Here is a 19,330-nt window from a genome sequence, read left to right as displayed (position 1 = left end):
CCTGCCAGAGCCTTGCAATGAGGACCGCGTAGCGCAGTCTACTTAATGTAGTCGTGGAGTTTTTTGCTGTCTTTGTGCTTACGCAGTTTGGCCAGAGCCTTGGCTTCTATCTGGCGGATGCGTTCACGGGTGACGCTGAATTCTTGGCCAACTTCTTCTAGGGTATGGCTCTTGCCATCCTCTAGACCAAAGCGCAGCTTCAAGATCTTTTGTTCACGTTCAGTAAGACTGCCCAACATGTCTTTGACGTGTTCTTTCAGCAACTGGTTGGTAGCTGATTCTTCGGGACTGATGGTGTCTTCGTCTTCGATAAAGTCTGCCAGTACCGAGTCTTCTTCATCGTCACGCACACTGGCGTCCAGACTAGATATATCTTGCTTGATCTTCATGATGTGCTCTACCTTGTCCACGTCGATTTCCATAGCCTTGGCGATCTCTTCGTTGGTAGGCTCGCGGTTGTATTCTTGGGTCAGGCGACGCTGGGTACGCAACAATTTGTTGATGGTCTCTACCATGTGCACGGGGATACGAATAGTACGGGCTTGGTCGGCAATAGCACGGGTAATAGCCTGGCGAATCCACCAGGTGGCGTAGGTACTGAATTTGAACCCTTTATCTGGGTCAAACTTTTCAACCGCACGTAGCAGGCCAGTGTTGCCTTCTTGGATCAGGTCCAACAAGTCTAGACCGCGGCCCACATAGCGCTTGGCAATAGACACAACCAGGCGCATGTTGGCCTCAGCCATCTTGTCCTTGGCGCGCTTGTCACCAGCGACTACTTTTTGGGCCAGGGCTAGTTCTTCTTCGGCGTTCAGCAGTGGAATTTTACCAATTTCACGCAGGTACAAACGTACTGAGTCATCGGCAATGTCGTCTAGGTACACTTGCTCACTCAGTATTACTTCTTCCTCTTCATCGCCCTCAGGCGCCCAATCATCGGTCAGGGCCGCGGTTGGCGTGCCTGGTTCAGTCACCTGTAAGTTGGCGTCTGCCAACTCGGTGTATAACTCATCTAGAACTTCGGCATTTGCCGCCGTATCTGGAATAGCAGCAAAGATATCTCGCTGAGCTATCTTGCCGTCCTTTTTGGCCTTTGCCAGAAGCTCTTTCTGAGCCTTGACCAACTCTGGATCAACAGGGGTCGTTTTCTTTGCGTCAGCCTTGGTTGTAGCGTTTGCAGTAGCTCTGGTAGTAACCTTTGGGGTAGCTTTTTTCTTCACCATAAATAGTATGCCTCTTATAACTTTTTAAGTAGATTATCGAGTTCTTTTGCTTGCTCGAGTAGTTTTTGCGACTCTGATTCGTTTGCGGTACGCATGGCTTCGATCAGAGGCTGTTTTTTGTCGTGAACGTATTGTTTTATCAGCTTTTCTTGCAACCGAGCGGCTTCGTTACGAAGCTCCAATAGCTCGTGTTGTCGATATAATTCATCGAACTGTAGACTTAGGATTTTAACATAATCTGCAATATCTCTCAATGCCTCGCTCTCTTTGGGATCCCCCGCAAACTGTGGGTTGTCCTGCAAGAAGCGCAGCAATTGGTGAGCCGACTCGTCTGACAACATGTCGTAGGTAATCGGCTTCAGGTAATGACGGACAGCGGGCTGCATGAGCGTGAGGCACAGCAGCTGGTTTTGGGTCTTCAGTTGATCAATGGCCTGCTTGTCCATTTTTATGTCGGCTTTGATGGCTTTTAGACGAGTCCTTGGCTCCTCGCCCCCCTGTAGTTTGCGCTCTAGAGCTTGCTTACTGGCACCAATGTGCTTGGCCAGTACCCCTAGGTAATGATCTTGCTCTACCTGGTCTGGTAGCTGCCGAACCACCCGCAGAACCACATCGCTGAACTGGCGCTTGCCCACTGCACTCTCTAGGTCAAGTTGGCCACCGATACGTTCAATAAGCCAGTCCACCGCATACTGGTGATTTTCTATAACTTTGCGCCAGGCGTCAGGGTCTTTCTTGACCAGCTCGTCTGGGTCTTTGCCTTCCGGAATGGTGATCATACTCAGTGTCACACCCACTTTGCTGGCAATGGGAATGGCGCGTTCAGTGGCAGCCAACCCCGCACGGTCCTGGTCAAAAGCCAGCCGGATATCGCCCGTAAAACGATTGAGGGCCTTCAGGTGCATCTCTGTCAGAGCCGTACCGGCCGTGGCTACCACTTGCGTGATATCTGCCTGGTGGCTGGCGATAACATCCAGGTTGCCCTCGGCTACCACCACATAGCCATTCTTGCGGATACCTTCTTTTGCAAGATGCAGTCCATAGACATGCCGGCCCTTGTCATACAGTACTGTCTGGGGCGTGTTCAGGTATTTGGGGGCATTCGGTATGTCCTCGAGCAAGCGAGCCGTAAAGCCCACCACCCTGCCTTGCGCATCCATGAGGGGAATCTGCAGCCGTCCACGAAACATATCGCCCAGGCCGCGGTAGCGCTTGGTGGCCAGCCCGGCCTTTTGCAGTTCGTCCTCGCTAAAGCCCTTTTTTTTCATAAAATCCATGAGCGCCGTGCCGTTATTGGGCGAATAACCAAGACGAAAAGCCAACACCACCTTTTTGCTAAAAGCTCGCTTTTCCAGCACGTATCGCAAAGCACCCTGGTTACGAGTGAACTGCGTTTGATAAAACTTAGTAGCCAGCTCGTGCGCTTCATACAGACGCTCTTTTAGTTTGGACGTGTCAGCATTTCGCCCGGTTTGGTACTGGCTCAGGTCTACGCCGGCCTTACGAGCCAACAGCTCTAAGGTTGCCTTGAAGTCCAATCCCTCCACCTCCATGACAAAACTGATCATGTCCCCGCCCTTGCCACTACTGAAGTCATGCCAGATCTGTTTTTCTGGACTAACCATGAAGCTAGCGGATTTTTCGGCCGTAAAAGGACTGAGGCCTTTATAGTTACGACCCGAGCGCTTGAGGGTCATGTATTCACCCAACACGTCCTCTATAGCCAACCGGCTTTTAACCTCTTCGACAGCGTCCATAGAAGCTACCTTATGTCTTCTCTCTGTTAAGTGAAGAATACTCTGGTGAGTGCCATTTGTCAGTTCTTGTGCGGAAGCGTACCCGTAGGTACGCTGACAAGCAAAACTGGCGAAGGGCACCGCCAGAGTGTGCTGAGGCTGGAGGGGAGACATAAGGTAGCTTCACTCTCTTAGAGTATAGCTTCTCTGGCAAACGTCATAGCATAAGCACTCTGACATGACCCTCGCTCCAAAGAGCTAATGCGGTGCGCATAGCCCCCACAAAACAAAACCTGCGTTTTAGGCTGTGCCCAAGCGGCCAGAACTGCCCATGCCTCGCTCACCGTATCAATGGATACGCCTCACTCGGCCCAAACAGTTCTAGCTCACTTGGATCATCACCCTAAATTCACAGGTTTTGTTTTGCGCGGACTATAGGCCGTGGGGCTGGTACAATAACAAGTAATGCAGCAACAGCAAAACCAGTACGATTTTATTATGGGCTCTCCGAACGGCCCCAAACCCAAGTTCTCGATCAAGAGCGGGTCATCAAACAAGATGTTCATATACGCCATAATAGGTCTGGCCGTTTTGCTTGTCCCATTTATTATCTACATGGTTCTATTTGCAGGCGCGCCCGACAACAAAGAGCAACTGGTTAAAGTCGTTCAGCAGCAAACCGAGCTAATCCGCGTTGCAGAAGTCGGGCTAAAACAATCACGCGACGACAATGCCAAAAACCTCGCCAGGACCACCAGCCTCAGCATAACTAGCGATCTATCGTCTCTTAAGTCAACGCTGAACAGCCAAAAAGTAAAAACCCCTAGCAAGCTCCTGAACGGCGGCAAGAACGCCAAAACCGACCAGCTTTTCACCAACGCCCAACAAAACAACCGCTTTGACGAAGTCTTTCTAAAAGAGCTCCAAGACGAACTAGTCGCCTACCAAAAAAGCGTCAAATCCACCTACGACCTCACAACCAACACAAAACTAAAAGCAACGCTCTCCACCCAATACAAAAACGCCAGCCTACTCATAGGCGTCGCCCCAGAATAGTAATCCACCCCTCTCATACATGTGCTTCCCCCTCCGCCCTCCGCCAGGCGGTTACGAAAAACTGATTGGGCGGCTAGGAGTGATTGCCCGCGCTCCGAGGACTGTTTGAGCCCCGACTTGTCGGGGTGAGTTCCACAGGAGCCGGACAGTCAGTTCTAGTTGGACAGTCATGTTTTTATGACCGCCTGTCTGGGGGTGTGTATGGAAGCCCCTCCACAAAGAGTCGGCGTGGAGATAAAAGCTATAGATGAGTAGAAAATTACTTGGTTTTTGCGACGAGGTCGTAGCTGTGCCGGATGAGTCCCTGCACTTCTTCCCAGGGCAATTGCCCTGCCAAAATAATAGTATTCCAGTGTTTTTTGTTCAGGTGGTAGCCTTCCATGACCTCGGTGTATTTGTCGCGCAAAACTTTTGACAGGACCGGATCGCACTTTAGGCTAATACGAATCGGATCCTTCCCCTCAGCAATGAGAGCAAACATATTGTCATGCACTTTATAGACAGCCACCCCTTCACCAAACGGATAGTCTAGCTTGGCATGCGGCATGCTGAGTACATATGTTTCGACTGTTTTATGATTCATAGAATATCCTCTGGTGACATTGGAATAGTTTGTCGAAAGAGCGCCACCTCTCCTTCTTCGGCAATTTGCTGGGCCATGCGATTAGCCTGCTGGTACCTCACGGTCATCTGTGGGTCAAACGCCAGGTCGTGGAGCATCGCACTCTCTATGTAGGTCATAACGTCTCTGGCATAGCGAGCCAAACCGTAGACAAACAAAGCGTGATTATCCTCACTCAGGTAGACCTCAAGCGCGCCAGGACTAGTATCTACAATCGCCTGACAGGCGTCGTAATCATCAGAATCTTGCTCAAGAGAACTCAGCAGGGACCTACACGAATATCGGAAGACTTTAGCCTCACCCTTATCCAACCTCATGCTGATGAGGTGATCCCGCTTCTCGGGCTTATTTGGTGGCTGTCCGAACTCCATTCGCGCCTATACTCACTCCTCTATGTTTGATAAGGTCCCACCTATTACTCTTATTCTAAAATATAAGCCTGACCACTGCAAACATTCCCTGTTAATTGACACAGCCGTTACAGATAAAACACCGTGTAGGTCAAATAAACGTGAGAAGGTTAGGCGTTTTCCCTGAACCACTCCAGGTAGTGCTGGAGCTCGGCAATCGAGGCCTGAATATCATCAAACGCCCGATGTACATCTTGCTTTTCGAACACCTCGCCGTGCATGCCCTGCATGAGTACCTTAAAGCTGCTGACATCTAACATGCGATAGTGTAGCTTGAGATCTAACTGTGGCATCCAGAACTTTATAAAGTCACGATCGTTATGTATGGAATTGCCGGCCAGCACAGCTGGCTCGTCACCAAAGTGTTTTTGTATCAAAGAAACCATCTCTTGCTCGACCTGGATAGGCTCCTTACCCTCGCCCAAGCGATTGATAAACTGGTCTCGGTTCTCCGGGTAATCGCGCCACCAGACGTTTTTTTGCATGCGTTCTATGACTTTTTCGCGGTCCTGACGAATACGCGCCTCGTACGAAGCAACGGTCTTGAACTCAAAATCGGTGATCTCGGCAGCAATCTCTAGCAATACATCCTGGTGCGAATCCAGGCCGGTCATCTCTAAATCCACCCAGAGTAGCTTGGTAGGTATACGGTCTTTATCTATCTGGCTCATTGCCTGCATTATACCCTGTTCACTAAAACTGCCACCAGTTTTAGTGATTCATTCGCCAAAACTGATGTCCCAGATGAGGTGGGTCATACCGACAAAATTGTTTTGGCTACTACTTCAGGGTGTTCTAGGAGCACTTGGTGAGAGCCCGGCAGCACCTGCACCCGGCACATAGTATTAGTCTGGCACACCGTTTCTAGGTCCACGATAGCCCGACTGGCAATGAGGTCTTTGTCGCCAAGCAAGATTCGGGTGGGTATGTGGATTTTTTGTATATCGGCCACAACCTCCTGACGGTACAAGGGGTGCTTTTGCATTCTCCGAAAAACATAAAAGCGCTGGCTGGTGACATCTTCTATAACAGACCGGGGACGATCATGCGCCGCCCGCATGGCAAGCCGCGTAGGCACCAGGCCTGATAGGCTCAGGCCAAAGGCCACCATCCTGGCCAAGGCCTTGCTGGTGAGCCACTTGCCTTCCAGCGCTATGGTTGCCAGCTGCTGGTGTAACAAATCTTTTTCGAAAAATAAGGGAGCCGACAATACCAAGCCAGAGAACCGCTCGGGCCGGTGCAGCGCCCACAGCAAGGCGATGTTGGCACCATAAGAATGCCCGGCCAGCACCGGAGGCTGCTTGAAGTGATATCGCCGAAACGTCTCCTCTAGACAGGCAACCATTTGCTCTGGGCTGTAGGCGGCACGTCGGGGCTTTGGCGAAGCCCCAAAACCCAGCAAGTCTGGGGCCAGCAGCTGCCGCCTGGGCTCGAGCATCTCCACCACACTGTCCCAGTACCGATGCGTAGACAATACCCCGTGTAATAAAATAACCGGCCGGCCCTGGCCGCGCTCGAATACGTGGAGCTTGTAGGCATTCATACAATCGATATTATACGTTGAGCCACACGGTATACTACAAACATGTCTGAAAAACCCTCCAAGAAAAAATTGATCATCGTTTTGATAATCGTTGCCCTGATAATTGCCGGCCTTGTGGCCATCGGCAAAAGGGTAAAAACAGCAGAGGACACAAAAGAAAGCCCTACCAACGCGCAGCAATCTGGCTTTAACAAATCGCAGCACTCACTCGACCAGGCCGGCAGCATCTGGTGGGTCGTCAACAAGTCCCGTCCGGTCGGTAACTCGTACGCACCAGACGACCTAGTCATACCCGACATCCCTATTCGAAGCGGCGCAGGCACTGACGAACGCCGGGTCAGTCAAAAAATTGCCGTCCCACTCCAACAGCTGGTGGCTGCCGCCAAACAAAACGGCGTCAACTTGCTGCTGGCCAGTGGCTATCGCAGTTATGATTTGCAACAAACCGTCTATGCTCAAAATGTCAAACAGCTTGGGCAGGCCGAGGCCGACAAAGTCAGCGCAAAACCTGGCACCAGCGAGCACCAGACCGGCTTGTCCTTAGACATCGGCGCCACTAACCGCAAGTGCGAGATAGACATCTGCTTTGCTGATACGCCCGAGGGTCAGTGGGTTGCCCAGCACGCCCACGAATACGGCTTTACCATTCGCTACCTTCAGAGCAAAGAAAACAAAACTGGCTACAGTTATGAACCTTGGCACCTCCGCTATGTTGGCCCCGAACTAGCTGCCGAACTGAAAAAAACCGGCCAAACTATGGAAGAATTCTTCGGTCTGTAGCCTAGGCGGCGATCTTTTCCTGGGTCCGAGTACGCGCCACGCGCTCTTCGATTTTTTCGGTTATAAACTTTAGATCAAGACTGTCTTTGCGGTAAGCTGCCCACCCTTCAAATGACGATCCTTTTGCGCCTATTTGGGCTGCCCTCTCGAGGCGTTCGTCCATTTTCTCGGTTCTTCCTGGATCTTCCAGCGCCTGGTTATAGAGCCGCTCCGTCAAGCCGTCGAGACCACCTAGATGTTGTGCGGCATGTTGTTGCAGTTTCCGGCTATCGCTGACGTAGCCTTTTGGGGTAGTCAGCGCGAGCTCTAGCGTATTCTGCAAGCCCAACTCTTGTGCCACCATAGTGTAAAACTCCCCAGCGTCCCCGCCTTTTGGCTGCCGGTCGAAATAAGGCTTCACGTCCAGGCCAGTCACAATCCGCAGGTCAATAAAGAAGCCCTTAATATCCATATATCCGTTCTTGTCGCCAGAGAAATGTTCAGCCCGCAGCTCTTCGGCACCAATGCCATAGACCACTCCGCTGTCCAGGTTTAGTCCACCCTGCGTATGCGTATATTCATGCTCCAGGATAGCAAAGTCTCGCTCCCATGCATCTTCAGCGTAGTAGCTCGCTCGCCCTTCATTGCGGTACATGATCTTCTCGGCTACCGGCAACGGGACAACCAGAGTCTTTTTGTCGTCTATGGTAGTGGCCCAGGCCAGGCCAAGTTCACCAAAGCCCAATTCTTTCGCAAAGGCATCACCCTTTTGTTTCATGTCGGCGTGGTATTGTGCCGAGGCCTGCTTGTCCGCATCCCAGGCCTGCCACTCTGGCGCATTGTAAGGCTTGCCCTCTAACTCTGGAGGTGCAGCTGGTCGCATGCCAGACAGTGCGTAGTCGCTGGCCACATTTAGAACACGCACCTCAAATTCGTCTTCTGTGTCCGCAGTAATACTCAGCCGGGACTTCACCGCGTCCAGTAAACCTCCGGTATCAATTGCCTCTTGTAGCTCCTGGCTCACCTGTACGTTCGTGTAACGATCGTACACGCTTTTTTCATTGGGGTGCTCATCCTCTTCACTATTTATAAGATCTTTAGTCTGATCGTAGTAGTCCGACTTGTCCCGGGCCAACAACAAGACAGCATCGGTGATAAATTCTTTCTCGGCCATATAGTCGGCCACAGACATGCCAGGCCTTCTGTCTTCCAGCCCAGCCGAGCGTTGTGCCAGGGCGGCAAAGAAAACGGTGTGCGCCTTTTCTTCAAAAAGTTCTGGGCGGATGCCCAGATCAGTAATAAGCTCTGCCCCATAGTCAGAGATCTGCTCTTCTGCGTCGGCCAGTTCTGGCAGCTCAGCCGCCAACCCATGCAGGGCCTGGTCAAATGCATCATGCGATTCGATGTTTGTTTCTTGGGGTGATGCTGCTGATTCTGCGTTCATTTTGTTTTTTGGTTTATCTTTTACAATACTAGCATTTTTTTGACTAAAAGTCAATACGCTGAACAGAGGTAATCTTGTCCCGCCAAATAGTGCTTAAAGTTAAAAAATATGTATGCTTATATGCGCTGGTGTTGTCAAAAAATACACTATCCCCCGCCCTATGATGAGCGTAAGGTAGCTCCATACAACATTTTCTGGAAGGAGGAAATCATGAAGCTAAAAGCATTATTCCTAAGTGCTGGTATATTTTTGTCTATTCTGGCCTTCAGCCCAGCACGCGCAAGCGCTCTGACGCTACCGCCAAACCAAGAGAAGTCCTTTTGGATAGGCGACTGCGCCGTTAAGTATACTCACGGCTGGTACGCCAATGCCTATTCGGTGTATCAAGATGTGTACGACTCATGTGGTTCAAAAACTTTTACCCGTGTCACCTCCTCTACAAGCTCTTCTACGAACTGCGGGAAGGACCTGCATGTAACCAATACTTGCAAAATCGACTCAATCCAAAACAAGTACACTGCGTTCGCACCCGGCGTTTCGTTGGTAAAAAGCGAGCTGAAAATCTGCACCAACAATAACCACGTCTGCCAGAACTACACCTTTACCCCATAGACCAGACCCAGTAGCTCCTCTGGGTCGAGCGATCTCAGATTATTGACTTTTACCATATTTTGTGCTATTATTTATAGCAATATTCCGCAAAAACAAAATGATCGGCAGCATGGTAGAAGAAGGCTCACCCCACTCCCAAGAGATGCACGCCCCAGGAGGTGAATTTTCTGACACACAGGCCGCGCAGCCAGAGAGTATCTATGAACATACGGGAAATGGTGTCGAGGAGCTTATCGAGACCCAGTTTGCCGACCCTGCCCTTTGGGAACAGCCCAGGGGCGCGGCAACCAAACCAGAGATTCTGGGTATCGAAAGGCAGGGGGAGGGCTACGTCGTTGCCGAACCTCATAAAGCCTGGGTAGCGGGTGTATACGGTCAGCGCCTCGTCCCCGACCCGGAAAACGAAGGTAAGTACGTGTTGACTCCGTAAGCCTAGAAACACTAGCAGACATCCATCAGACACTCGCCGAAACCGTCCTGGCAGGAGAAAATATACACGCCGCAACGCTAGTAGAGGCACCCACAGCCGGCAATGTCGTTAATCCAGAAAATACCAAAGTATGGCTTGGCAGTATCGGAAGTAACGAGTGGCCTATTATGCAATTTCAGCGTTCTGAGGGCGAAAAAAAATATTGGGGCCATGACTACGGCGAATTTCACTTAGGCAACATGGCCCTCATGCCCAGAGAAGCTCAAGATTTGATGACCGAAGCAAGCTGGCATGAGCAAGCCTGGCGGCAACGTCATGCTAGAGAGGAAGTAAAAGAGCCAGTGCTACTCCTTCCCGGAGAGTCAGCCACCGACAAGAACCCGTGGGCCGACCCTTATGCCCCTTTTGGACCGGGTCGGGATGTACTTGGTCAGAATGGCACTGGAAAAATCGATGCATTCAGTGATAGCGCTAACTATATGGACCTGATAACCTACGCTGTTGCCGAGCCTGATATTCCGTGCGATGAACGCATAGAAGAAATACTAGAATTGTCTGTTCGGTACAGCGAAGATGTGGATGCGATGATTCCACAGCTCACACTCGAACAACTGAACGCTATCACAGGAATCCTGCAGTTTGAAGGTGGTATTGAACTTACTCAACTACAACTGGCGCCACCGGGCCGCCGCCAAACCCGACACCTTGGGAGAATTTACCGCCGAAACCGCAAAAGAATACGTCACCAACAGCCTACAAGGCGTAGCGCGGGTAGCCGAAAAAATCAGAGGCACCTACATTGACGAACAAGCACAGCCTACCGATGAGGCTATTGCGGCCTAAAATCCAGGGCACAGGAATTTATACAGTAGTGCTGGTTCGTGGGCGAAGTGTTGTCGTCGAACACATGGCCCAGGTGGCTGCCGCAGTTTTTGCAGGTTACTTCTACCCGATGTATACCCAAACTGTTGTCGTCTTTTAGTTCAACAGCGTCACTCTTGGCTACCTCTGAAAAACTGGGCCAGCCCGCGAGCCCCGGAACGTCTGATTCGTACTTGCTATCACTCATGAACAGCACCCTGCCACAGGCCGCGCAAGCGTAGGAGCCTGTTTCTTTATTCTGCAAAAGCTTGCCGCTGAACGGTGCCTCAGTGCCCTTGTTGCGCAGCACCTCGTATTGTTCGGGAGAAAGCTTTTTCTTCCACTCTTCTTCGCTCAGTTGCATACCTTCCTCCGCTCTTTAGGACTTATTTTTGTCTAACTTGTCTAGTTGCAAACCCTTGACCCCAAAGTACACCACTGCGGCAACGGTAGTGAAGCTAATCATCACAGCAATAAATGAACCATAGGCAAATACAGCGTGCTTGCCCCCGACTGACATCGTATAGGTCTTCTCCGCCAGACCACCACTGCCAGGTAGCAGTAGGCCAATGACAGGGTTCACAAAGCTGGCAACTAACTGGTCCACCACAGCCTTTACCTGCACCCCCAACACCAGTCCAACAGCCAGGCCGATGACCCCTTGTTCCCGCAAGAAATTAGAAAAACCATTGATGTGCCTATCCAGGCCCAAGCGCTCCAGTAGGTGGCGCCGGGCGGTAGCCGCGCCCTTAGCGCCAGCTGATTTGGCGGCGATGGTTACCGGGGTGTCTTGGTATGGTTGTTTGCCTTTTTTCTCCATGTATTAGCTCCTCTTTTCACTCCGTATACGTTGCAGTGCTAGGGCAAAAGCAGCCTCTTTCAGGGACACTTCCTCTTTTATAGCGTACTGATAGGCGTCTTTGATAGCCGTAACCATGTAGCGCTCAAGTTCTGTGTTCACTTTTTCTTCGCTCCAGTGTTCGCCAGTACGGTTCTGCACCCACTCTAGGTAGCTAACAATTACGCCACCAGAATTGGCCAGCACATCTGGGATAACCAGCACCCCTTGGTCTGTTAGGTAGTGATAAGCCTGCTCATTGACCGGGGCGTTGGCCAACTCTAGGATGATTTTTGCTTTGACGCTGTGCATAGTAGACTCGGTCACTACATCACCCAGTGCCGCAAGCACCAGTACGTCTACTTCTAGACCCACCAAGTCGTCGTTGGTAATGATACGCACACCATCAGCCGCAAAGTCCTTGAGCGAACCCATGTTTTTCTTGTAGGTATCGACTTCTGTGGCGTGCAAACCAGCCTCTTTGTAAGGGCCGCCTGTAGAGTCAGTTGCCGCTACCAGCTGCCACTGTGGATGATCGTCCTCGGCTATGGTGCCAAAGAACGATCCGACGTTGCCAAACCCCTGGACAGCCACCGTGATAGCCTGACTGCCCTTTCCGAGCTGCTTCAACACTTCGCGCAGCGCAATCACGCCGCCGCGGCCAGTTGCCGCCTCGCGCCCCAGACTACCGCCGTTACCCAACGACTTGCCGGTAAAGCTGGCATGGGAGGTATCGCCCGTCACTTTCTCGAACTCGTCCACCATCCAGTCGATGATAGTAGCGTTGGTGTTCACGTCTGGTGCCGGCACGTCCTTGTCTGGTCCAATGTGTGGTGATAAATATGCCGAATATTTGCGGGCCAGTTCTTCTAGCTCTGCTTTGGATAACTCTTTGGGGTTCACTGCCACGCCACCCTTGCCGCCACCAAGTGGCAAACCTACTGCAGCAGTCTTGAGAGACATCAGCGTAGCCAAGGCTCGCACCTCGTCCAGATTGACCTCTGGATGAAAGCGTACGCCACCTTTGTAAGGACCCAGGGCGTTATTGTGCTGCACCCGATAAGCTTTGTGCTTGGTTCCGGTACTCAGTTCTATCTCGAACTCATGTTCGGCGTTGGCCTTGAGCAATTGATTTATTTCTTCTTCGTCAAAACCCAATTTTTTACCAACCCGACGAATCATCGTTTGGGCAGTCTCTAGCATGTGATACTCCTTCTAAAACCGCGTACATTGATTGTACACCCCCTCGCTCACAAGCGGGACATACAGAGAGCGATAATTGACTTTTTAATATATTTGTGCTAATATAAAATTACTAAATGCAGCGCAGCGCGAAATAAAAAAATGATTGAAGGCCCACACCCTAACCCAACTGACCTCGGTCCCGCCGAGGGGGCTGAGGATTTACTTGATAAGCCCGTTCCCATCCCCACCTATGACACGGTGGAACAATTTACCGTAGAGGACTTAAATAGACAGTACCCAGACTGGCAACAAGAAACAAGCTATGCCGATCCTGAATTAGCAGCCATTGGGTTTGCAAGAGTAGATACACTGCGACAGGTGGGGGAAGAGCTTGGGCTAGGACACCTACCCGTACACGCCGGTGGCGAGGGCCTGGGCTGGGCACTGACCCACACACCCTCAGAAGTAGGTACACACTATGACGCTCACGGCATAGCCAACAAATACGACCCCGTAGTAGCGCTTGATAGGCTGCTGACAGGAGGGATCGATCCAGACAAACCCATGCTTTATTCAATGGGATTTATCGATGACCCAGAAAATGGGAGCGCAGTAGGTGCCGACAGGCCACTTACCTCGGGAGGATTCATTGTGGTTGCCGAAAAGGACAAAAAGCTCGCAGCTGATGGCATTTCATACGTAGTGACCGGTGAAGAGTATGCCTCAACGCTCGATATCCTCCGCGAGCGCCACCCCGAGGTTACCTTCCTTTCCTGGGACGAAGCCCCTGCGGTATTCACACAGCAAACCAATGAGGCTGGTGATACAGACATTTCCGTGGAGTCACTGTACCAAGATGAACACCCTACATATGAAAGGCCTCAGAATAACCCCGTACTTGCCGGAGACCCTGGCGAAGCACCAATGCCATTCGCCAAGCCAAGTGATGATGATCCGGATGTTTGGTAGTCCTACATTTTGCTGGGAGCGTCGATACTGAGTAGGCTCAGGCCATTTTTAAGTGTCTTTGCGTAGTCACTGACCAGCTGCAGACGAATAGCCTGGCGCGGATCATCCAGCACCCGGTTTTTTTCATAAAATCGGTTAAAGGTCTGGGCCAATTCATACAAGTAGGTACAGATATGATGCGGCATGAGCTCGTCCGTAGCCTTCTGGGTGACCTCTGGGTATTCACTGATTTTTCGCAGCAGACTGCGCTCATCGGCTTCCAGCGGCCCATCGTGAGCGGTCGACTGATCTTTGACCTTAGCCAAGATGCTCCGAGCCCGGGCATGGGCATACTGGATATAGGGGCCAGAATTGCCCTCGATAGCCACCGACTCTTCTGGGTCATAGATAATGTCACCGCCCAGGCGCTGCTTGAGAAAAGCGTACTTAACGGCGGCTAGCACCACCTGCTCGTCCTCGTTACCGGTAAGGGTTTTATTGGCCACGGCAGCCGCATCGAGCACTTCGACTGCGCGCAAGATGTTGCCCTTGCGTGAGCTCATCTTTACCCCGCCCTTCATCTTTACCATGCCATGCGTCATATGGGTGGTGCCCTGGGCCAAGGCTGGCGCAAACTGCTCTACTGCTTTTAGGACAACCTCCATGTATTGCAACTGCTCATTACCTGTGATCACCACAGAGCGATCAAAGTGATAGTCTTCCCATTTTTGCATAATCAGCCCAACATCCTTGGCCTCGTAGGTGGGGATGCCTTCGGAATTGATAAATACTCGCGTGTGCAGACCAAATTTTTCGCCCTTGAACACAATGGCGCCCTTGGACTCTTCAAATACTTGGCCAATGTGACCCCTTACAGTCTCTAGGCCAATAGTAGAAACAGTGCTCTCTGGATAGTAGCGTTCGAAGTGACTCCCAATACGATCATAAAACTTATCAAAATAGTCATAGCTCCACTGCCGGGTCGTCCAATAGATTTGTGCAAAAGGCGACTGGTGGTCGTTGTCAGTATGCAGCTGATACACTCGCTTATTCAGCTTGATGATCTCCTGTTTGGCAAACTGGCTCTCTTCGTACTCCTGGGTTCCCTGCACATAAGCCTCGGCCATCCATTCAGCCCGCTTGTCCTCTGGTACATCATTCAGTTTCTCGGGGTGTTCGCCGTCCAGCCGTCCCACGATAGCCCACATAGATCTGCCCACGTGCAGTCCAACATCACCACCAAAATTGACACGGTGCACTGCCGCCCCGGCCTGCTCTAACAAATTAGCAACAGCATCACCTACCACACTGGTATACAGGTGTCCGGCATGTAGCACCTTAAAAGGGTTAGGGTCAGAATACTCGGCCACAATCTTCTGGCCAGCCAGGCGCTTTGCTGGTGGCGTCTCGGCCAGCTGCCACAAACCGCTGTCTTGCAGGCGAAAGTTCAGAAAGCCCGGGCCGGCCACCGCTATGTCGCTGACTGTTGTTTCCAGTTTTTTGCGCAAATAGTCAGCCAGAGCCTCGGCAACTTCTCGCGGGTTCTTCTTGAGCTTGTTGGCCAATTGCAAAGCCACATTGGTGGCATAGTCACCAAATTGTTCGTCCGGCCGTGTCAGAACCACCTGCACGTCGACACCGAACACTTCTTTGCTCGCCACTTCTACGGCGTCTTGTAAGTCCAGCTTCATTTGCTTCTATTTTACCCCTGTTTAATAGAGAAATCTAGCGGTTGTCTGCTCGGAGGGCTTGCACTAACTGCCAAATAACCGTGTACATACTGCCCAACAAGATAAAGAAAGTTGCCGTGGTCACGACGGCCTGGGGGTGGGCGCCGGGATTGATAATGCGATCTGACACGTCAAACAACAGACCAGCCGGATTGATCAACACATCCCAAGTATTCCAACGCAAGCTGCGGCCCAAGTAGATGGCAAAGCAGCACACCAGCAGCACACCACTCACCACCGTGTGGGCCTGGTACCGTGTCAGCCGTTTCAGGAGTTCGCGGTGGACCAAGTACAGGCTCAAGAACCCAGCCACGTAGGCGTTAAAAATAAACAAACTGAACATCACTACGTCATACAGCAAGCTCACCTCACCCGTGGCATGCAAATGTATCAAGTCGCTCACCAAATAAAAGCTGTTGGGCAAAAAACCCACCCACAGGAACGCCAGAATGACACTGGCCGGCCGCGACCAACTACCCTTCTTGAGACGGCGGCTCAGCCACCAGGCAAACCACAGCGGCAGCCAGCCCAAGAACAAGTTCCAGATCAGAAACCAGTAGCGGCTGCTATCTGACTCGATCGAGCGCAATAAAAACAAAAATAAACAAGCAGCATTAGATATCAGCAGCGCCTGTGCCACCTTGGTATAACTCGCTCCCACTCGTTGTTTCGAGGCCATTATGTCTCCTAGTATATCAGTCCAGAGGAGAGACCCTAAAACGAGTGGACTGGCCCTGGCGGCAAATTCTCTATAAAATAGGGGTCAATGCAACCAATCAATTCCTTTTTGGATCAGTGCAAAAAACTCGTCAAAGGAGTCGTACGACCAATCGCCCAGGGGCTTAACAACGTCAGCGGCGGGCAGCTCAGTCCCAACACCGTTACCATTGTTGGGCTATGTATGCATATACCTATTGCATGGTTGATTGCCCAAGATTCGCCGGTGTGGGCTGCCGGGCTACTGGTTGTCTTTGGATTATTCGACACGCTCGACGGCGAGCTGGCTCGCTTGCAAAAACGCGAAAGCAGCGTGGGCATGCTGCTGGATTCTACCACTGATCGCATGAAAGAGATCATCCTGTACATCGGCATTGCCTACCTACTAGTAAGCCAAAGCAGCAGCCTGCCGTGGCAGCCTGCAACCATCGCGGCCGTGGCAGCCGCAGCGTGCGGTGGATCCATCTTGGTCAGTTACGTCAACGCATGGGGCGAGGCTATTCTGGCTGCCAAGGGACACAAACACACCATAAATCAGACCTTTCGCAGTGGTTTGTTGCGTTTCGAGATCCGCATGGTGCTGATCATTCTTGGATTACTCACCGGTTGGTTGTTGTATGTTGTGGCAGCTATTGCCGTACTGGCCTGGCTCACCGCCCTAGAACGCTTGCGAAACATTATTGCCGTACTGAAATGATTAAGATAGATCTACACACCCACTCCGTGGCGTCGCCAGATGGCGGCATATCTGAGGCTCAGTACATAAAGGCCCTCAAATCCGGCATGCTGGATTGCGTCGCCATCACCGACCATAACCAGGTAGGGTTTGCCAAGCACATGCACAACACCCTGGGCGAGGCTATCATCGTGGGCGAAGAAATCATGAGCAGCGAGGGCGAGATTATCGGCCTGTTTCTGCAAGAGCTGGTGCCAGCCGGCCTCAGCCCAGCTGATACTATGCATGCCATCCATGATCAGAGCGGACTGGTCTATATTCCCCACCCCTTCGAGACTATGCGCAAGGGCTTGGGCCCCCACATGCTTGACGACCTGGTTGAACACATAGACATCGTAGAGATCTGTAATGGCCGGGCGTTCTTCCAGAACCGGAGCCAACAGGCAGTGGTCTGGACCCGCCTGAACCAACGAGCTGGCGCGGCAAGCAGTGACGCCCACGGCTACCATGGCCTGGGGGCTACCTATACCACTGTTAGCAAACTACCAACCGCCAGCACGTTACTACACGAATTAGCCAGCGCCAGACATGTCACGGACCGGCCGGGCATTCGGGCCCTGTTGTACCCCAAGTATCACCGCACCCGCAAAAAGATACTCCCAGGAAAACAGCATGGATAGCATCGTATCTGCCCTGTGGTTCTTTTTGCCGGCTGGGGTGGCCAATGCCGCACCGGTGTTTGCGGCCAAACTTCCGGCCCTCAAGCATTTAAAGAGTCCGATGGACGGCGGCCGAAGCTACAAAGGCACCCGGCTGTTTGGCGCCAACAAGACGTGGCGTGGCCTGATAGCTGGTATCGTGCTGGCTACTCTCATCATCGGCTTGCAAAAATATCTGTTCACCCACAGCCTGTGGGCGCTCGAACACAGCTGGTTTGACTATCGCCCGACAAGTGTGTGGCTACTCGGACCACTGCTTGGGGCCGGCGCCTTGCTGGCCGACGTGTTAGAGAGCTTTTTCAAGCGACAACGCCGTATTGCACCTGGTGACAGTTGGTTCCCTTTTGACCAAACCGACTATATCATCGGCGGCTGCCTGTTTAGCCTGCCTGTCGTGCAGCTATCACTTGGCAAGTACTTGCTTGTACTGATCGTCTGGCTGAGCGCACACCTGCTGTCGGTCTACATCGGCTATCTGGCCGGTATCCGCGACAAGCCTATTTAAATTTACTGGCCAAGATGTAAGACTCCCTACCAAAGGCGTGGGCCAGATAGTCTTTAGGATAACTTTGTAATAAGTTCTCGTATTGTGACGGCATAACCTGAAAAGCGCGGTATTTTTTATCAAAGATTTCTGGCGGCAAGTCCAGCACCATGTCGCAGGTGGCCTTGTCATGCAAAACCGGCTGATCGAGATTGAAGAAAAAGTTGAACTTATCGTCTAGTTCTTTTAAGTAGCTTGCTTCGTCTGTGGTATTCACGGCGTAGTACACTTGGGGTGGCTTTTTGGCCGCAGCGGCAATCAGCCCCGCCCAGTGGCACACTGCCTTGTGGTCTTCGTGGCCAGTCAGGCCGTCGGGCGGAAAGGTGATAATGGTGTCTGGCTGGTACTTTTCTACCAACGGCATGAGCTCCGCCAGAGCGGCCTCGTCAGTTGCGTGGCTGCAGTCACCATCGGCATGTCGCAGCCAATGATGATGCTTGGCGCCTAGTATCTGTAGGGCCGTAGTTAATTCGATGGCCCGTGTGCCACCCAAAGTGTCGAGAGGCCAACGAGTTGCATCCTGACTACCCGCCTCGCCCTTGGTAGCAGTGATACACACCACCGTCTGGCCATTGGCGGCGGCCAGAGCCATGAGCCCGCCCATGCAAAAAGTCTCGTCATCAGGGTGAGCCCATACCCCCAAAATAGTTCCCAAGCTGGCTATATCCGTGACACCTAAGCCCACCTTATGACCCTACCGATCTCCCCATAATTCCTAGCAATTTTACCTCAACTGGCGCATCTTCCGGTACGTCTATCTCTGGGCCAACCGAGCCATCCGCCTGCAGCTGATCCTTTTGGGGCAATGTATTGTCATAGACCGCCTGAGCGATACCAGGATCAAACACCAGTGAGTAATTCAACGCCTGCGATACATCCCACCCATGAACCAGTACTTCCATGGCCATTTCGGCAATGTAATCTTGGGATTTTTTATCGCCACCAGACAAATGTACCTTGCCTGCTAGGTCCGCCTTGTTGACCGCCTCCTGGGCGGCGTCGGCGGCGTCTTGCCAAGCCGCTTGCGGCCGGTCGCCCAGTACGTCCCCGTCGTATTTGGTGCCTATTTCTGCTACCGTCTTGCCCTCTAGCAAGTCCGGTATCCACAGCAGTTCATATACCATGTGGTTCAGCAGCTGCCCCAGGTTCCATTCGCTACAAGGCGTGGCGTTGCCAAACTGTTTTACTTCCGCCGTTAGTACACACTCGGTAACTTGCTCGAGTACACGAGTAAATAATAATTTTGTGTCCATTAGATAGTAACTCCCCTATTACTA

General features: G+C 51.9%; 23 protein-coding genes. 9 read left to right on the top strand and 14 right to left on the bottom strand.

Features of this window, described 5'->3' with window-relative positions:
• Positions 1-38: 38 nt before the first annotated feature.
• Positions 39-1,223, bottom strand: a complete 1,185-nt coding sequence (gene rpoD, locus VK694_01850) for an RNA polymerase sigma factor RpoD (protein ID HTE57458.1) — start codon at positions 1,221-1,223, stop codon at positions 39-41.
• A 14-nt stretch (positions 1,224-1,237) separates the two neighbouring features.
• The gene (gene dnaG, locus VK694_01845) at positions 1,238-2,980 is read right to left on the bottom strand and encodes a DNA primase (protein ID HTE57457.1); all 1,743 of its coding nucleotides are present in this window, start codon (positions 2,978-2,980) and stop codon (positions 1,238-1,240) included.
• A gap of 444 nt (positions 2,981-3,424) precedes the next feature.
• On the opposite strand from dnaG, the gene VK694_01840 reads away from it, so the two are divergent.
• On the top strand, positions 3,425-4,015 hold the full coding sequence (locus VK694_01840; protein ID HTE57456.1) for a hypothetical protein: 591 nt from the start codon (positions 3,425-3,427) through the stop codon (positions 4,013-4,015).
• Positions 4,016-4,274: 259 nt separating this feature from the next.
• On the opposite strand, the gene VK694_01835 is transcribed toward VK694_01840, so the two are convergent.
• The 4 genes from VK694_01835 to VK694_01820 all read right to left on the bottom strand — a co-directional run bounded on the left by VK694_01835 (position 4,275) and on the right by VK694_01820 (position 6,590).
• Positions 4,275-4,598, bottom strand: a complete 324-nt coding sequence (locus VK694_01835) for an MmcQ/YjbR family DNA-binding protein (protein ID HTE57455.1) — start codon at positions 4,596-4,598, stop codon at positions 4,275-4,277.
• Positions 4,595-5,008, bottom strand: a complete 414-nt coding sequence (locus VK694_01830; GenBank protein ID HTE57454.1) for a hypothetical protein — start codon at positions 5,006-5,008, stop codon at positions 4,595-4,597. The genes VK694_01835 and VK694_01830 overlap by 4 nt, the downstream gene beginning before the upstream one ends.
• A 149-nt stretch (positions 5,009-5,157) precedes the next feature.
• Positions 5,158-5,718 (bottom strand): oligoribonuclease, encoded by a 561-nt coding sequence (gene orn, locus VK694_01825; protein ID HTE57453.1) that lies wholly within the window; start codon positions 5,716-5,718, stop codon positions 5,158-5,160.
• 83 nt (positions 5,719-5,801) lie between these two features.
• A complete protein-coding gene (locus VK694_01820; GenBank protein ID HTE57452.1) occupies positions 5,802-6,590 on the bottom strand; it encodes an alpha/beta hydrolase in 789 nt (262 codons plus the stop codon).
• A gap of 42 nt (positions 6,591-6,632) precedes the next feature.
• Here VK694_01820 and VK694_01815 point away from each other — a divergent pair, with 42 nt between their 5' ends.
• Complete coding sequence (locus tag VK694_01815; protein ID HTE57451.1) at positions 6,633-7,370, top strand: M15 family metallopeptidase; 738 nt, start codon at positions 6,633-6,635, stop codon at positions 7,368-7,370.
• 1 nt (position 7,371) lies between these two features.
• Here the strand turns inward: VK694_01815 and VK694_01810 are convergent, their stop codons facing one another.
• Positions 7,372-8,793: a hypothetical protein gene (locus VK694_01810; protein HTE57450.1), complete on the bottom strand. Its 1,422-nt coding sequence runs from the start codon at positions 8,791-8,793 to the stop codon at positions 7,372-7,374.
• A 210-nt stretch (positions 8,794-9,003) separates the two neighbouring features.
• On the opposite strand from VK694_01810, the gene VK694_01805 reads away from it, so the two are divergent.
• From VK694_01805 to VK694_01795, 3 genes are all read left to right on the top strand, one after another.
• Positions 9,004-9,405 (top strand): hypothetical protein, encoded by a 402-nt coding sequence (locus tag VK694_01805; GenBank protein ID HTE57449.1) that lies wholly within the window; start codon positions 9,004-9,006, stop codon positions 9,403-9,405.
• 109 nt (positions 9,406-9,514) lie between these two features.
• Positions 9,515-9,835, top strand: coding sequence for a hypothetical protein (locus VK694_01800; GenBank protein HTE57448.1), 321 nt, complete (start codon positions 9,515-9,517; stop codon positions 9,833-9,835).
• Positions 9,836-10,002: 167 nt separating this feature from the next.
• Positions 10,003-10,638 carry a hypothetical protein gene (locus tag VK694_01795; protein HTE57447.1) on the top strand — a complete coding sequence of 212 codons (636 nt, stop codon included), beginning with the start codon at positions 10,003-10,005 and terminating at the stop codon, positions 10,636-10,638.
• A gap of 26 nt (positions 10,639-10,664) precedes the next feature.
• Here VK694_01795 and msrB read toward each other — a convergent pair whose 3' ends face one another.
• The 3 genes from msrB to VK694_01780 are packed head-to-tail and all read right to left on the bottom strand — an operon-like array spanning position 10,665 to position 12,737.
• A complete protein-coding gene (gene msrB / locus VK694_01790) occupies positions 10,665-11,060 on the bottom strand; it encodes a peptide-methionine (R)-S-oxide reductase MsrB (protein ID HTE57446.1) in 396 nt (131 codons plus the stop codon).
• Positions 11,061-11,075: 15 nt separating this feature from the next.
• On the bottom strand, positions 11,076-11,516 hold the full coding sequence (locus VK694_01785) for an MscL family protein (GenBank protein HTE57445.1): 441 nt from the start codon (positions 11,514-11,516) through the stop codon (positions 11,076-11,078).
• 3 nt (positions 11,517-11,519) lie between these two features.
• The gene (locus VK694_01780) at positions 11,520-12,737 is read right to left on the bottom strand and encodes a Glu/Leu/Phe/Val dehydrogenase (protein ID HTE57444.1); all 1,218 of its coding nucleotides are present in this window, start codon (positions 12,735-12,737) and stop codon (positions 11,520-11,522) included.
• Positions 12,738-12,878: 141 nt separating this feature from the next.
• Between VK694_01780 and VK694_01775 the strand changes: the two genes are divergently transcribed.
• Entirely contained in the window at positions 12,879-13,688 is an 810-nt protein-coding gene (locus VK694_01775) for a hypothetical protein (GenBank protein HTE57443.1), read from the top strand.
• Between the two features lie 2 nt (positions 13,689-13,690).
• On the opposite strand, the gene argS is transcribed toward VK694_01775, so the two are convergent.
• Together argS and VK694_01765 are read right to left on the bottom strand one after the other, a co-directional pair.
• On the bottom strand, positions 13,691-15,358 hold the full coding sequence (gene argS / locus VK694_01770; protein ID HTE57442.1) for an arginine--tRNA ligase: 1,668 nt from the start codon (positions 15,356-15,358) through the stop codon (positions 13,691-13,693).
• 34 nt (positions 15,359-15,392) lie between these two features.
• Positions 15,393-16,076, bottom strand: coding sequence for a DUF1361 domain-containing protein (locus VK694_01765; protein HTE57441.1), 684 nt, complete (start codon positions 16,074-16,076; stop codon positions 15,393-15,395).
• An 87-nt stretch (positions 16,077-16,163) separates the two neighbouring features.
• Here VK694_01765 and VK694_01760 point away from each other — a divergent pair, with 87 nt between their 5' ends.
• Genes VK694_01760 through VK694_01750 form a run of 3 tightly spaced genes read left to right on the top strand, consistent with a single transcriptional unit; the run spans position 16,164 to position 18,014 of the window.
• Positions 16,164-16,811, top strand: a complete 648-nt coding sequence (locus tag VK694_01760) for a CDP-alcohol phosphatidyltransferase family protein (GenBank protein ID HTE57440.1) — start codon at positions 16,164-16,166, stop codon at positions 16,809-16,811.
• Positions 16,808-17,470, top strand: coding sequence for a PHP domain-containing protein (locus VK694_01755; GenBank protein HTE57439.1), 663 nt, complete (start codon positions 16,808-16,810; stop codon positions 17,468-17,470). Before VK694_01760 ends, VK694_01755 begins: the two co-directional genes overlap by 4 nt.
• The gene (locus tag VK694_01750) at positions 17,463-18,014 is read left to right on the top strand and encodes a CDP-archaeol synthase (GenBank protein ID HTE57438.1); all 552 of its coding nucleotides are present in this window, start codon (positions 17,463-17,465) and stop codon (positions 18,012-18,014) included. The genes VK694_01755 and VK694_01750 overlap by 8 nt, the downstream gene beginning before the upstream one ends.
• Here the strand turns inward: VK694_01750 and VK694_01745 are convergent.
• A complete protein-coding gene (locus tag VK694_01745) occupies positions 18,007-18,738 on the bottom strand; it encodes a PIG-L family deacetylase (GenBank protein ID HTE57437.1) in 732 nt (243 codons plus the stop codon). The two genes, VK694_01750 and VK694_01745, sit on opposite strands and share 8 nt — an antisense overlap.
• Position 18,739: 1 nt before the next feature.
• Positions 18,740-19,306, bottom strand: a complete 567-nt coding sequence (locus VK694_01740) for a TIGR03086 family metal-binding protein (GenBank protein ID HTE57436.1) — start codon at positions 19,304-19,306, stop codon at positions 18,740-18,742.
• Between the last annotated feature and the right edge of the window lie 24 nt (positions 19,307-19,330).

The sequence above is a fragment of the Verrucomicrobiia bacterium genome (assembly GCA_035489575.1).
In the GTDB taxonomy this organism is placed as follows: Bacteria; Patescibacteriota; Saccharimonadia; order Saccharimonadales; family JAGQNK01; genus DATHJY01.
Note: the sequence above shows the minus strand (reverse complement) of the source record. Positions and strands in the feature narration are given on the sequence as shown.

Bases quoted from the DNA above. Each gene is read 5' to 3' on its own strand.
- rpoD (HTE57458.1), bottom strand. From the start codon at position 1,223: ATGGTGAAGAAAAAAGCTACCCCAAAGGTTACTACCAGAGCTACTGCA.
- dnaG (HTE57457.1), bottom strand. From the start codon at position 2,980: ATGGACGCTGTCGAAGAGGTTAAAAGCCGGTTGGCTATAGAGGACGTG.
- VK694_01840 (HTE57456.1), top strand. From the start codon at position 3,425: ATGCAGCAACAGCAAAACCAGTACGATTTTATTATGGGCTCTCCGAAC.
- VK694_01835 (HTE57455.1), bottom strand. From the start codon at position 4,598: ATGAATCATAAAACAGTCGAAACATATGTACTCAGCATGCCGCATGCC.
- VK694_01830 (HTE57454.1), bottom strand. From the start codon at position 5,008: ATGGAGTTCGGACAGCCACCAAATAAGCCCGAGAAGCGGGATCACCTC.
- orn (HTE57453.1), bottom strand. From the start codon at position 5,718: ATGAGCCAGATAGATAAAGACCGTATACCTACCAAGCTACTCTGGGTG.
- VK694_01820 (HTE57452.1), bottom strand. From the start codon at position 6,590: ATGAATGCCTACAAGCTCCACGTATTCGAGCGCGGCCAGGGCCGGCCG.
- VK694_01815 (HTE57451.1), top strand. From the start codon at position 6,633: ATGTCTGAAAAACCCTCCAAGAAAAAATTGATCATCGTTTTGATAATC.
- VK694_01810 (HTE57450.1), bottom strand. From the start codon at position 8,793: ATGAACGCAGAATCAGCAGCATCACCCCAAGAAACAAACATCGAATCG.
- VK694_01805 (HTE57449.1), top strand. From the start codon at position 9,004: ATGAAGCTAAAAGCATTATTCCTAAGTGCTGGTATATTTTTGTCTATT.
- VK694_01800 (HTE57448.1), top strand. From the start codon at position 9,515: ATGGTAGAAGAAGGCTCACCCCACTCCCAAGAGATGCACGCCCCAGGA.
- VK694_01795 (HTE57447.1), top strand. From the start codon at position 10,003: ATGCAATTTCAGCGTTCTGAGGGCGAAAAAAAATATTGGGGCCATGAC.
- msrB (HTE57446.1), bottom strand. From the start codon at position 11,060: ATGCAACTGAGCGAAGAAGAGTGGAAGAAAAAGCTTTCTCCCGAACAA.
- VK694_01785 (HTE57445.1), bottom strand. From the start codon at position 11,516: ATGGAGAAAAAAGGCAAACAACCATACCAAGACACCCCGGTAACCATC.
- VK694_01780 (HTE57444.1), bottom strand. From the start codon at position 12,737: ATGCTAGAGACTGCCCAAACGATGATTCGTCGGGTTGGTAAAAAATTG.
- VK694_01775 (HTE57443.1), top strand. From the start codon at position 12,879: ATGATTGAAGGCCCACACCCTAACCCAACTGACCTCGGTCCCGCCGAG.
- argS (HTE57442.1), bottom strand. From the start codon at position 15,358: ATGAAGCTGGACTTACAAGACGCCGTAGAAGTGGCGAGCAAAGAAGTG.
- VK694_01765 (HTE57441.1), bottom strand. From the start codon at position 16,076: ATGGCCTCGAAACAACGAGTGGGAGCGAGTTATACCAAGGTGGCACAG.
- VK694_01760 (HTE57440.1), top strand. From the start codon at position 16,164: ATGCAACCAATCAATTCCTTTTTGGATCAGTGCAAAAAACTCGTCAAA.
- VK694_01755 (HTE57439.1), top strand. From the start codon at position 16,808: ATGATTAAGATAGATCTACACACCCACTCCGTGGCGTCGCCAGATGGC.
- VK694_01750 (HTE57438.1), top strand. From the start codon at position 17,463: ATGGATAGCATCGTATCTGCCCTGTGGTTCTTTTTGCCGGCTGGGGTG.
- VK694_01740 (HTE57436.1), bottom strand. From the start codon at position 19,306: ATGGACACAAAATTATTATTTACTCGTGTACTCGAGCAAGTTACCGAG.